The 12,666-nt window shown below is 67.7% G+C and carries 12 protein-coding genes and 1 other annotated feature; of the genes, 9 read left to right on the top strand and 3 right to left on the bottom strand.

Features of this window, described 5'->3' with window-relative positions:
- Positions 1-2 precede the first annotated feature (2 nt).
- Complete coding sequence (locus tag ASD87_RS04675; RefSeq protein WP_156403376.1) at positions 3-425, bottom strand: hypothetical protein; 423 nt, start codon at positions 423-425, stop codon at positions 3-5.
- A 114-nt stretch (positions 426-539) separates the two neighbouring features.
- Here ASD87_RS04675 and ASD87_RS04670 point away from each other — a divergent pair, with 114 nt between their 5' ends.
- From ASD87_RS04670 to ASD87_RS04630, 9 genes are all read left to right on the top strand, one after another.
- Positions 540-1,298, top strand: a complete 759-nt coding sequence (locus ASD87_RS04670; protein WP_056317780.1) for a gluconate 2-dehydrogenase subunit 3 family protein — start codon at positions 540-542, stop codon at positions 1,296-1,298.
- Entirely contained in the window at positions 1,291-3,063 is a 1,773-nt protein-coding gene (locus ASD87_RS04665; RefSeq protein ID WP_056317776.1) for a GMC family oxidoreductase, read from the top strand. Before ASD87_RS04670 ends, ASD87_RS04665 begins: the two co-directional genes overlap by 8 nt.
- A complete protein-coding gene (locus tag ASD87_RS04660; RefSeq protein ID WP_056317773.1) occupies positions 3,060-4,040 on the top strand; it encodes a c-type cytochrome in 981 nt (326 codons plus the stop codon). Before ASD87_RS04665 ends, ASD87_RS04660 begins: the two co-directional genes overlap by 4 nt.
- 74 nt (positions 4,041-4,114) lie before the next feature.
- Positions 4,115-4,167 (top strand) — a sequence feature (sul1 is cis-regulatory element that is thought to sense ions involved in sulfur or methionine metabolism; They are found in Alphaproteobacteria).
- Between the two features lie 91 nt (positions 4,168-4,258).
- Positions 4,259-5,725: a SulP family inorganic anion transporter gene (locus ASD87_RS04655; RefSeq protein ID WP_056317769.1), complete on the top strand. Its 1,467-nt coding sequence runs from the start codon at positions 4,259-4,261 to the stop codon at positions 5,723-5,725.
- Between the two features lie 111 nt (positions 5,726-5,836).
- The gene (locus tag ASD87_RS04650) at positions 5,837-6,604 is read left to right on the top strand and encodes an endonuclease/exonuclease/phosphatase family protein (protein ID WP_056317766.1); all 768 of its coding nucleotides are present in this window, start codon (positions 5,837-5,839) and stop codon (positions 6,602-6,604) included.
- The gene (gene clsB / locus ASD87_RS04645; RefSeq protein WP_056317762.1) at positions 6,601-7,791 is read left to right on the top strand and encodes a cardiolipin synthase ClsB; all 1,191 of its coding nucleotides are present in this window, start codon (positions 6,601-6,603) and stop codon (positions 7,789-7,791) included. Before ASD87_RS04650 ends, clsB begins: the two co-directional genes overlap by 4 nt.
- Positions 7,788-8,789 (top strand): lysylphosphatidylglycerol synthase domain-containing protein, encoded by a 1,002-nt coding sequence (locus ASD87_RS04640; protein WP_082586187.1) that lies wholly within the window; start codon positions 7,788-7,790, stop codon positions 8,787-8,789. Before clsB ends, ASD87_RS04640 begins: the two co-directional genes overlap by 4 nt.
- Positions 8,790-8,797: 8 nt before the next feature.
- Complete coding sequence (locus ASD87_RS04635; protein ID WP_056317758.1) at positions 8,798-9,928, top strand: DUF3182 family protein; 1,131 nt, start codon at positions 8,798-8,800, stop codon at positions 9,926-9,928.
- Positions 9,915-10,673, top strand: a complete 759-nt coding sequence (locus ASD87_RS04630; protein ID WP_056317755.1) for a S9 family peptidase — start codon at positions 9,915-9,917, stop codon at positions 10,671-10,673. The genes ASD87_RS04635 and ASD87_RS04630 overlap by 14 nt, the downstream gene beginning before the upstream one ends.
- Before the next feature lie 19 nt (positions 10,674-10,692).
- On the opposite strand, the gene ASD87_RS04625 is transcribed toward ASD87_RS04630, so the two are convergent.
- A complete protein-coding gene (locus ASD87_RS04625; RefSeq protein ID WP_056317753.1) occupies positions 10,693-11,802 on the bottom strand; it encodes a DUF748 domain-containing protein in 1,110 nt (369 codons plus the stop codon).
- Between the two features lie 168 nt (positions 11,803-11,970).
- Complete coding sequence (locus ASD87_RS04620; RefSeq protein ID WP_056317749.1) at positions 11,971-12,657, bottom strand: hypothetical protein; 687 nt, start codon at positions 12,655-12,657, stop codon at positions 11,971-11,973.
- Positions 12,658-12,666: the final 9 nt, after the last annotated feature.

Raw genomic sequence — 12,666 nt, 5'->3', positions numbered from 1 at the left:
GCTCATTGGCCGCGCAGGTCAGCCGTGCCGCCAGAGCCCGACGACGCGCCGGAGCCCGGCATGCCGCCGTGCCCTGTCGAGCCGGTGTTGCTGCCCGGCGTGCCCTTGGCGCCTCGCGTGTCCGCGCCGGCGTCGTCTTGCCGCGGACTCGTTCCGGCCCGCGCGGGCTCGTCCCGGCTGGGGTCGCGCTGTTTCTGTTTTGCGTCCTTATGGTTTGCGCCCTTGTCTTGCGCGCCCTGCGTTTGCGCGGGCGGCTGTTGCGCGCCGGACGGCTGGTCCCGCTTGGACTGGCCGGTGGCGCTCATGCCGGGCGTCGTCATCTGCGCCTGCGCAACCAACGTTTTTTCAACGCGCTGCGCCGACGCGCCGGTGGCAAGCAAGCCGCTCATGACGGTAGCGCACAGATACAGAATCGGGTGTTTCATGGTTGCTCCTTGGTCGACAGCGGTGACACACTGAGCCCCAGGCCAATAAGCTGACGCGGGATCTCTGTTCATCCAGGGGCAAGTGGCGTGCCTGCCCCACCGAGGGAGCGATACATGCGTGATCAACCAGTACCCGGCCGGCGGGGGCTGCTCAAGGCCCTTGCCGTCGGCGTCCCCGGCGCCGCCTGGGCGCCCCGCGCAATCAGCGCACCGGACCATCCCCCTTCTGCCCCCCAGCCGGACGCTGCCGCGACCGGCGCCGCGCCCAACCGGACGCTCAAATTTTTCAATGCGCAGGAAGCCTTGACGATGGACGCCATCGCCGCGCGGCTGATTCCGGCCGACGATCTGGGTCCGGGCGCCAAGGAAGCGGGGGTGACGCTGTTTCTTGACGGCCAGCTTGCCGGCGCCTGGGGCGCGGGCAGCCAACTCTACCGCCAGGGTCCTTTCGAACCGGGCACGCCGGAACAGGGCTACCAGCTTTCGTTCACACCGGCCGAGATGTTCCGGCGCGGTCTGGCCGCGCTGGACGCGGCGGCGCGCAAAGCGGACGGCAAGCCGTTCGCGGAATTGGATGCGGTCCGCCAGGACGCCTGGCTGCGCGACATGCAGGAAGGCAAACCCGACTTCTCGCCCCTGCCCTCTGGTGTGTTCTTCCAGGCGTTGCTGGAAGGCACGATCGAAGGGTTCTTTTCGGACCCGCTCTATGGCGGCAATGCGGACATGGTGGGGTGGAAGCTCGTGGGGTTTCCGGGCGCGTTTGCCTCGTTTTCCAACGACATCGAGCGCCACGGCGTGATCTGGGCCGGCCAGCCGGTGTCCATTGCCAACGCCACGAGCCACAAGATGACGCCCGGAGGCAAGCATGGCTAAAACGCTACCGGCGGTCGACGTGGCAATCATTGGAGGCGGATGGACCGGTTCCATCATCGGCAAGGAGCTTGCCGCCGCCAAGCAACGGGTCGTGGTGCTGGAACGCGGCGAGGCACGGTGGCCGTCGCCTGACTTTCAGGGGCCCAACGTCCACGACGAACTCAAGTACACGCGCCGCCACGAACTGCACCAGGACGCCGCGACCGAAACCTACACGTTCCGCAACAACACGGACCAGAAGGCGCTGCCGATGCGCCGGTGGCAATTTGCCTACCCCGGCACGCATCTGGGCGGCGCGGGCAATCATTGGTCGGGCGCCTACTACCGCTTCGATCCCACCGACTTCGTCATGCGCAGCCATTACAACGAGCGCTATGGCAAGGACATCTTCGACAAGGAACTGACCTGTCAGGACTGGGGCATCACCTATGACGAGCTGGAGCCGTACTTTGATCGCTTCGATTACCTGATCGGCGCTTCCGGCCAGGCGGGCAACATCAAGGGCGAGAAACAGGAAGGCGGCAACCCGTTCGAGCCGTGGCGCTCGCGCCCCTACCCCAACCCGCCCATGAAGGTGCCCTACGCGCCGGCGCTCTTTGGGCAAGCCGCACGCAAGCTGGGCTATCACCCTTACGTGCAGCCGTCCGCGCTTTGTACGCGGCCCTATGTGAACACCGAAGGCCTGCACATGAGCGCGTGCGTGTACTGCGGATTCTGTTCCAACTTTGGTTGCGAGCACTTCGCCAAGGCCTCGCCGCAGGTGTGCATCCTGCCGGTGGCCATGAAGATGGAGAATTTCGAGATCCGCACCGGCGCGCATGTGCTGCGCGTGGAGCTGACGCCGGACAAGAAGCGCGCCCGGGGCGTGACGTACGTGGATGCCGGTGGCGAAGAAGTCTTCCAGCCGGCCGAAATCGTCGTGCTGTCCGCGTTCGGCATCAACAACGTGCGGCTGCTGTTGCTCTCGGGAATCGGCAAGCCCTTCGATCCGGCAACCAACACCGGCGTCGTGGGCCGCAACTACACGCACCAGACCACCTCGGGCGTGAACCTGTTTTTTGATGAGTCGGTCAACATCAACCCGTTCATGGGCGCCGGCGCGGTGGCGGTGACGATGGACGACTTCAGCGCCGACAACTTCGACCATGGGCCCGTGGGCTTCGTCGGCGGCGGCTATCTGCAGATTCAGGTCGTCAGCGGCGCGCCGATCGGCTTTCATCCCACGCCCAAGGGCACGCCGTCGTGGGGCTCTGAATGGAAGAAGGCAGTCGCGCGCTACTACAACCATGCGGCCAACATCACCATCACCGGCTCGGCGCAGCCCTGGCGCGGCGGCTACCTGAGCCTGGATCCCACCTACAAGGATGCGTGGGGCCTGCCGCTGTTGCGGGTGACCTACGATTTTCCCGACAACGACATCCGCATGTCGGCCTTTCTGACGGAAAAAGGCGACGAGATCGCACGCGCCATGAAGGGCATCGTCCGCACCGAACCGGGCCCGCGCAAGCGGCCGTTTTCGGCGACCGCGTATCAGTCGACCCACCTGACGGGCGGCGCGGCGATGGGCGACGATCCCAACACCAGCGTCGTCAACCGCTACGGTCAGTCGTGGGACGTGCCCAACGTGTTCGTCACGGGCGCCGCGCTCTTTCCGCAGAACTCGGGCTACAACCCGACAGGCACCGTGGGCGCCACCGCCTACTGGATCGTAGAGAAAATCAAGGCGGACTATCTGCGTTCGCCGGGCCCGCTGGTGTCATCATGATCGAACATCGCAAAGGCATCATCTTCACTGTCGGGTTGATGGTCGCGGTGCCGGCCATCACGCTCATCGCGACCGTGCACCAGATGATGGGCGCGGGCGGCGACGAGGCGATCCGGGCCTCGGCCGTGCCGCAACCGCCACCGCCCGCCGCGAGTCCGGCGCCGCAGGCGGCCGCGCCGGCGGGGCAAGCGGCGGCTCCGGCTGCACCGGGCGCCGCGCCGGCCTCGCCGGGTCCCGCCGCGGGATCGGGCGCGGCGGCGCCTGCCGCCGTATCGGGCGCGACGGCGCCTGCCGCCGTATCGGGCGCCCAGCCGCCTGCCCCCCTGAAACCCGTGCCCGGACGCAGCGCCACCGATTTCACTGCGTCGCGCCCGGATTGGGAAAAATGGCTGCGCGAGGCCGATCCCGAAGCAGGCAAACAGCTGGCCGCGAACGGCAAGCCCGGTGCGGGGGTGCAGGCCTGTGTGGCCTGCCATGGCCCGGCCGGCATCACACCCACTGGCGGCATCTTCCCCAACCTGGCGGGCCTGCGTAGCGAGTATCTGGCCAAGCAATTGGGCGACTTCCGATCCGGCACGCGGGTGCAACCGCTGATGAACACCATCGCGCGCGCGCTGACCGAAGAGGAAATCGGGCAGGTGGCGGCCTACTACGGCACTCTCGCCGGCCCGCCGCTGCACGTGGGCGAGTTCGGCGGCGAGGCGGCGCGCAAGCTGGATGTCGAAGGCGACGGCGCGCGCGCCCTGCCCGCCTGTGCCAATTGCCATGGTCTGCGCGGCATGGGCGAGGGCCCGTTGCTGCCGCGGCTGGCCGGGCAGTCTCGGGAATATTTCACCGACCAGATGAACGCGTTTCGGAATGGATCGCGCCAGAACGACGATGTCGGCGTGATGCGGGCGTTTTCGCAGCGCCTGACCGACGCGGAGATCCAGGCGCTGGCGCAATACTACGCCGGCCCGGCGCCCGCGCCGCGGTAGGCGCCGGTTAGGCAGTACAATTCCGTCCGCCGCACCCGCAACGGGTGCGCGGCCGCGACGCTGTCGCGATCCCAGATGGACCCGGCTTGCCGGGTGGCTCGGCCGGGCGCCTATCCCTCGGACAACCTGCAAGCCCAACGGGCGTTCGCCCTTGACCTGCCGCACACGCTGCGGCGCGACCCACGCCCGGCGCTTGCTCAAATCTGCTTAGCCAATCAATGTCAGTTCTTTCCAAGCTTCGCCGCGACTGGATGGCCAATCCGCGCGCGGACGTTCTGTCGGGGGTGCTCGTCGCCCTTGCCCTGATTCCAGAAGCCATCGGCTTTTCCATCATCGCCGGGGTCGACCCCAGCGTTGGCCTGTATGCCTCGTTTTCCATCGCGTTCATCATCGCGTTCATGGGCGGGCGGCCGGGCATGATCTCGGCCGCGACCGCCGCGGTCGCGGTCCTGGTCGCGCCGCTGGTGCGCGAGCACGGCGTCGGCTACCTGTTCGCCGCGACCGTGCTGATGGGCCTGCTGCAGATCGCCGCCGGATTCCTGCGGCTGGACCTGCTGATGCAGTATGTGTCGCGATCGGTCGTGACCGGCTTCGTCAATGCGCTGGCCATCCTGATCTTCGTGGCGCAGCTGCCGCAATTGATCGGGGTGACATGGGTCACGTACGCCATGGTGGCCGCCGCGCTTGCCATCATCTATCTGCTGCCCCGGCTCACCACGGCCATCCCATCGCCGCTGATCGCCATCATCGTCATGACGGCCGTCTCCATCCAGGCGGGCCTGGACGTCAACACGGTGGGCGACATGGGCGCGCTGCCCTCTGCCCTGCCGTCGTTCATGGTTCCCGATGTGCCCTTCACGCTGGAAACCCTGCGCATCATCCTGCCGTACTCGTTGACGATGGCCGCGGTGGGACTGCTGGAATCGATGATGACCGCGCAGATCGTGGACGACATGACCGACACCGCCAGCGACAAGCGCCGCGAATGCAAGGGCCAGGGCATTGCCAACCTGGTCACGGGCTTTCTGGGCGGCATGGGCGGCTGCGCCATGATCGGCCAGTCCGTCATCAACGTGCGCGCCGGCGGCCGCACGCGTCTGTCCACCTGCGTGGCGGGCGTCTTTCTCTTGTTCCTGATCGTGGCGCTGGGCCCCCTTGTGGCGCAGATCCCGATGCCGGCCCTGGTGGCCGTGATGATCATGGTGTCGATTGGCACCTTCAACTGGCGCTCCTTGCGCAACCTCGGCTCGCATCCCTGGCAGTCGTCGGTCGTCATGCTGGCGACGGTCGCCGTGGTGGTCTGGACGCACGACCTGGCACGCGGCGTGCTGGTGGGCGTGGTGCTGAGCGGTCTGTTCTTTGCCGGCAAGGTCAAGGGGCTGCTGCACGTGTCCACGTCGCTGTCCGAGGATGGGCGCACGCGTATCTACCGCTATTCGGGGCAGATCTTTTTCGCCTCGGCGTCGCGGTTCTCGGCGGCGGTCGACTTTCATGAAGCCGTGGAGCGCGTGGTGATCGATCTGACGGGCGCGCACTTCTGGGACATTTCGGCCGTTGGCGAACTGGACAAGGTGACGCTCAAGCTGCGCCGCGCGGGCCATCAGGTCGAGGTCATGGGACTGAACGAGGCCAGCGCAACGCTGGTCGGGCGTTATGCCCAACCCGGGGCGCAGTCGGGCCACTAGCGCGCCGTCGCGGCCGATGCCTTCACGGCCTCGGCCCCGGATCAACACGTTTGGTTACTTCCCGGGCACGCCGCTTGCTCACTCCGCCAGATCGCATCTGCCGGAGTTTTCATGCCCGCTTCGCATTCCCTCGACGCCACGACGCTGACGGTGTTGACGGTCAACACCCATAAGGGCTTTACCAGTTTCAACCGCCGCTTCATGCTGCACGACCTGCGTGAGGCGCTGCGCACCGCCTCCCCGGACGTGGTCTTTCTGCAGGAAGTCCTGGGCGAACACCAGACGCACGCCGGGCGCCACGATTCCTGGCCGGCGCAGTCGCAGTATGAATTTCTTGCCGACACGTTGTGGACGGACTTCGCCTATGGCCGCAACGCGGTCTACCCCGAAGGACATCATGGCAACGCGATCCTGTCGCGCTACCCGATCGAAAGCCACGAGAACCATGACGTGAGCGTCGACGGCCATGAGGGACGGGGCCTGTTGCACTGCGTCTTGCGGCCCCCTTCCCTTGCGTCGCCCGTGCACGCCATCTGCGTGCATCTGGGGCTGCTCGAGCGCCACCGGGGCGAGCAATTGCGCCGGCTGTGCGAGCTGGTGTCCCACGGCGTGCCCGCCGACGAGCCGCTACTGATTGCAGGCGACTTCAACGACTGGCGGCTGCGCGCGGACACGCTGATGCGCGATTGCGGCACGCAAGAGGTATTCACGTCGCGTCTGGGCCGGCCCGCGCGGACCTTCCCGGCGCGCTGGCCGTTGCTGCGGCTGGACCGCATCTATGTACGCAGTGTGCGCGACTGGAAGCCGGTGCCGCTGGCATCGCGCGTCTGGTCGCGCCTTTCCGATCATGTGCCGATTTGTGCGGAGATTGCGCTATGAACCTGGGCTGGCGCGAAAACAACCAATATACCCTGCTGGAAAACGGCACGGAATACTTTCCCGCCGTCGTCGAGGCCATCGACGCGGCCAAGAGCGAAGTGCTGGTGGAAACCTTCATCCTGTTCGACGACACCGTCGGCCGGGATATCCAGCAGGTTCTGATCCGCGCCGCCAAGCGCGGCGTCAGCGTGGACCTGCTGGTCGACGGCTACGGGTCCGACGAGCTGAGCGAAGAATTCATCGGCGCGATGACCGAGGCCGGCGTGCGCTTTCACGTATTCGATCCGCGCCCGCGCTTTCTGGGCGTGCGTACGAACGTGTTCCGGCGCATGCACCGCAAGATCGTGGGCATCGACCGCGAGCGCGCGTTCATCGGCGGCATCAATTTTTCCGCGGACCATTTGCCCGACTATGGGCCGGAAGCGAAGCAGGACTACGCCGTTCTGGTTGAAGGGCCGCTGGCGGCCGACATTGCCGACTACGCGCGCGCGCAGCTGGGCAACGGCAAGCGGCGGCTGCGGCGCCGCCCCGCCCGGATGGATCCCCTGCCCGCCGGCGACGGCGGCGGGCGGCTGGTGGTGCGCGACAACATCAGCCATCGCAGCGACATCGAACGCTACTACCGGGCGGGCGTGCGCTCGGCGCGCTCGGACGTGCTGATCGCCAATGCCTACTTCTTTCCGGGATACCACCTGCTGCGCGACCTGGTGAAGGCCGCCCGCCGCGGCGTGCGCGTGCGGCTGCTGCTGCAGGGCGAGCCGGATGTCCTGGTCGCCCGCCTGGCCGCGTCGATGCTGTACGACTACCTGATCGATTCGGGCGTGGAGATCCATGAGTACTGCAAGCAACCGCTGCACGGCAAGGTCGCGTGCGTGGACGATGACTGGTCGACGATTGGTTCGAGCAACCTGGATCCGCTGAGTCTGGCGCTGAACCTGGAGGCCAACGTCGTGGTGCGGGACGCGTCGCTGAACGCAGCCCTGCGCAAGAGCCTGGACCGGCTGATTGCCGAAGACTGCCGGCCGGTCGAGATGGCCAAGAACTCGCGGCGCCGGCTGCGCCGCCTGTGGCTGGGCGTGGTGGTGTTCCACTTTTTGCGGCGGTTCCCCGCCTGGGCGGGCAGCTTGCCGGCCCACAAGCCGCGCCTGCAATCCATGACGGCGGATACCGGAAGGGAGACCGCATGAAGATCCTGCATTCGTCACCCATGCGGGCGTTGAGGCGCCGCTGGCCCCGGATCAAACGCGTGCTGCCCGTGCTGGTGCTGATCGTGGTCGCCGGGCTGCTGTACTACTTCGGCCGCTCCGTGGACTGGCCCCAGGTGTGGGTCGCCATGCGCAAGATTCCCGGCCAGGCCATCGCCATCGCGGCCGGACTGGTGGTTGCGGGCTACCTTGCGTACGGCAGCCTGGACCTCCTGGGCAAGAAATACACGCGCCACCACCTGCCCGCGCCCAAGGCGCTGGGCGTGGCGATGCTCAGCTACGCGCTGAACCTGAACCTGGGCGTGCTGGTGGGCGGCCTGGGAGCACGGCTGCGGCTTTACACGCGGCTGGGCTGCCGCAAGTCTGTCGCGACCCGCGTCGCCTTGTTTGCGGCGGCATCGAACTGGATCGGCTATGCGTGGCTGGCGGGCATCGTGTTCGCATTGGGCGTGGTGCCGGTGCCGGCGGGCTGGGAAATCGGCTCCGGCATGCTGCGCATCCTGGGACTTGCGCTGCTGGCGTTGGGCATTGCGTACGTCGTGACGTGCGCACGGGCCCGGCGCCGCAGCGTCACGTGGATGGGCCACCACATCACGCTGCCGCGCGCCCGCATGGCCGTGGCGCAATGCGCCCTGGCGGCGCTGTCCTGGTCCCTGATGGGCGCCATCTGCTACGTGCTGCTGCAGGGCAAGGCAAGCTACCCGGCGGTGCTGGGCATCCTGCTTTGCACGAGCTTCGCGTCGGTCATCACCCGCGTGCCCGGCGGGTTGGGCACCACCGAGGCCATCTTCGTGGCCGCGCTGGGATCCCAGATTCCGCCCACCGAAGTGCTGGGCGCGGCCTTGGCCTACCGGGCCGTCTATGCGTTGGCGCCGCTGTGCCTGGCGCTGATCGCGTATCCCCTGATCGAGCTGAAATTGGGCATGCGTCGGCGCAAGGCGGACGCCGCTCCCCCAGGCCAAGCAAGCCGCGTGCAATGAGGACCGCCATGAGTAGACCCCGACCCGACTCCGCAGGAACCGTCGCCGCCTATCCGCGGCGCGCCGCTGCGTCCGAACACGATATCGCCTCGCAGGAGGCGCTGGCGTTGCGCGTTGCCGCCTTGCTGGGACGGCGGTTCGCCCCGGACTTCCGGCCGACCCGCAATCGCGGCGAACCACCGCCCTACTACGTGCCGGATCGCAGCATCACCAGCCTGGCCCGCGCGGCAAAGCTGGGCATCACGCGCGCGGCCGACCTGTTCGGCGGCGTGACGCCGCATGCCTTCGTCGCCACCAAATCCATCACCCATGGCGTCGTCGACGCCCAGGCGCGGGTGCCGCAGGGGTGGGCGCGATCATTGGCCGGCGCGCTCGAGGAGGTCGTGCTTCGCGGCTTCACCGCCTTCACGCTGGAGGACGCCTACCGGGCCGGGGAACGGCTGCTGCAGGAAGGCGCATTCCGCGTCAAGCCAGCCGACGCCACTGCGGGCCGCGGGCAGATCGTCGTGCGCAACGCGCAGGAATTGCGAGCCGCGCTGAGCGAACAGGACGCCGCATCCGTGCGCCGCCTGGGCCTCGTGCTGGAGGAGGACCTGGCGCAGATCGAGACCTACAGCGTGGGCTGGGTGCGCGTGGGCAAGCTGGAAGCGTCGTACGTGGGCACGCAGTGCCTGACGCCCGACAACAATGGCGTCTCCGTGTACGGCGGCTCGAATCTCACCGTTGCCCGCGGGGGCTTCGACGAGTTGCGGGCGCTGAACCTGACCGACGAAGAACGGCAGGCGGTGGACTTGAGCTGCCGCTATGACACGGCGGTATCCACCGCCTATCCTGATTTCTTCGCGTCCCGGCGCAACTACGACGTGGGCGTGGGCCGCAATGCCCGAGGCGAACCGCGCGCCGGCGTGCTGGAGCAATCGTGGCGGGCGGGCGGCGCCAGCATTGCGGAACTGTCCGCGCTGCAGGCGTTCATGCTGTCCCCGTCGCTCAAGTCCGTGTCCGCCTTCACGCGCGAGCGCTACGGCACGGACGAGCCGCCGCCCACGTCCGAGCAATATGTGTATCGCGGCGAAGATTCCGCCGTCGGTATGATCACCAAATCCGGGGGCATTCTGGAGGACGACGATGGCCGCCTTTAGCGACCCAATCGAAATCGACGTGGCGGACCAGCAGCTGGCCGGCACGTTTCTGACGCCCGAGAGCAAGGTGCCGGGCGTGCTGTTCATTCACGGCTGGGGCGGCGACCAGAAGTTCGACCTGGCCCGCGCCAAGGGCATCGCCGCGCTGGGATGCGTGTGCCTGACGTTCGACCTGCGCGGCCATGCCGCCACGCAGGCGCAGCAGATGCAGGTGTCGCGCGACGACAACCTGCGCGACGTCATGGCGGCCTACGACCGGCTTGCGGCGCACCCGTCGCTGGACAGCGGCTCGGTCGCGGTAGTGGGCAGCAGCTACGGCGGCTACCTGGCCGCCATTCTGAGCGGACTGCGCCGCGTGCGCTGGCTGGCCCTGCACGTGCCCGCGCTGTACCGCGACGACGAATGGATGCTGCCCAAGAACCAGCTCAACCGCGAAACCCTGCGGGCGTATCGCAACACCCATATCGAGCCCGAAAGCAACCGCGCGCTGGCCTCTTGCGCCACCTTCACCGGCGACGTGCTGATCGTGGAAGCCGAGCACGACGTGTACATTCCGCACTCGACGATCATGAACTACCGTTCGGCCTTCCGGCGGTCCCATTCGATGACGCACCGCATCCTGGATGGCGCGGATCACGCCCTCAGCGACAAGGCCTCGCAGCAGGCCTATACGTCGATCCTGGTGAATTGGGTGACCGAAATGGTCATGGGCGCGCGGGTCGGCCGGCCGCGCCCGCTGCCTTAGGCGGCTACCCGGCGACGGCTCAGGGCTTGGCGGGGCTGAGCAGGTCCGACAACGCGTTGCCCAATTCCTTGACGGCGCCCGCGACCCCTTCCGCGGCGCCTTCGGCGCCCACCCCAATGGCGTGTCCGAAGCCTTGCGCCACCTGCGCCGCAAAGCCGCGCGTGACCGAGAACTTCGGATTATCCAGGCTCCCCGCCAACGCGAAGTCGAACCGGACCGTGCCGCTCTTGTCCTTCATGGCCGCCAGCACTGCCTTGCGCGGCAACGAGAACAGGCTGCCGTCGCCGCTGAACTTCAGGTTGTGCAAGGCCACGGCACCCGAGGCCTTCAGCTCATGGCGGGCAATCGACGTCTTCATGTCCAGGTCCATCGAACCGCCCGACAGCGAGCCGGCGCCGTTCTCGGCCAGATAAGGCGCGGCATGGCGCACGTCCATGTTGCGCGCCGCGACCGTGATGTCGGCGTCCGTGCCGCCGATCACCACTTTGCCCCGCGCGCGCACCGTCGACTCGCCATTTCGGTTGTCCTCGACCTTGCCGGTAAATTCCATGTCGCTGGACGTGCCATCGCCAGGAATGACCACCGGCTGCAGCCGCGCCTGCACGTCCTTGAAGGGAATGCGATGCGGCGGCTTTGAGACAGCCCCGTCCAGGTATTCCAGCCGGCCATCGCGCAGGATCAGCTCGGCGACGCGGATCGGCCCGTTGCGCCGCGTCTTGCCATCCCCCACGCCCGCCCGCAGCGCCGCCTGCAGCGCGGGAGAGATCTGCATGTCGCCGTCCGGACTGCGCACCACGGCGAAATCGAACCCGTCAATGATGATGCGCTTGAACACGGCTTCGCGGCGCAGAAAGGCGGTCCACTCCGGTTCAAGTTCAACGCGCTGGGCGCGCGCGCCGGGCTGGCCAGATGCGCCGGGTACGGTGACGTCGGTCAGCACTACCTGCCGCAGGCCGACCTGCACGTTGCCGACCTGGCTGCGGGGGCCCAGAATGCTGGCGATGCGCTGTTCGACCACGCGGGTGGCGGCCAGCGCCAGCACCGCAAGGACGGCTACGATCAGAAGCAGTATCGCCAGGGCGGTGCCCCAGCCTGACCGGCCACGCGCGTCGGCTGCGTTCGAACTCATCTTGGTTTCCGAAGTTGTACAAATCACCGGCGCCGCCGGCGCCACACCCCTTGCACCATAGCGAGGCGCGGCGGCCTGCGCAACCTAGAGCATCGTCCGGGATGCGGAATCATTCATCAATGCTCGAAAAGGATGAGACGGCGCCTGGCCTCACCGTCTCGATGCTGGTCAAACGAGCTCGCGCCGCCAGGACAGGCGCCAGTAGCGTTCGGGACGGGATGGCAAAGCGCCAAGCTGCCCCGCCTGCACGTCTGCCGCCAGGCTGTTGCGCGCAGCCAGGGCGCGCTGACGGGCACGCGTGACGTCGCCCTCGGCGCAAGCGTCGAACGGCGAAGCCAGGATCCGATGGCGAAGCAGACTGGCCAGCCGCTCCTGGACCGCGCCCGGCTCGGCGTCCGCGACCTCTTCATAGGCGATCCACTCCACGCGCAGAAACAGCGCGCGCGCGGTCAGGCATGCATCCGACACTTGCAGCTGCGCCGGCCCGCAAAGCCCCAGCGGCATCAGGATCACCCGCGGCCGCAGCGCGGACAGCGCCGATGCCAGGGCGCCCGTCAACCGCCCGGCCCTGCCGCTGTCCGGGTGCGGATCTTCCACCATATCCATCTGCACGCCGCGCACGCCCAGCAGCGACAGCGCCCGCGCGCTGCTGGCCTGGCGGGCAAGGACGGCGTCGCGGACGCTTGCAAGACGGTCGGCGCTATCCTTGCCTTTGGCGCAACCAGCGGGCAGCGGCAGGCCCGAATACACCGTGAGCACGGTGCTGTCCGCACGCGCCGCCAACAGGCCTGCGCAGCCGCAGACGGCGTCGTTAAAGCAGGGAGAAACCGCAATCAGTCTGCCTTCCCGGAGCATGGTTTCCTC

The sequence above is a fragment of the Achromobacter sp. Root170 genome, from assembly GCF_001428165.1.
GTDB lineage: Bacteria > Pseudomonadota > Gammaproteobacteria > Burkholderiales > Burkholderiaceae_B > Achromobacter > Achromobacter mucicolens.
This window is presented reverse-complemented; position numbering and strand designations above follow the sequence as displayed.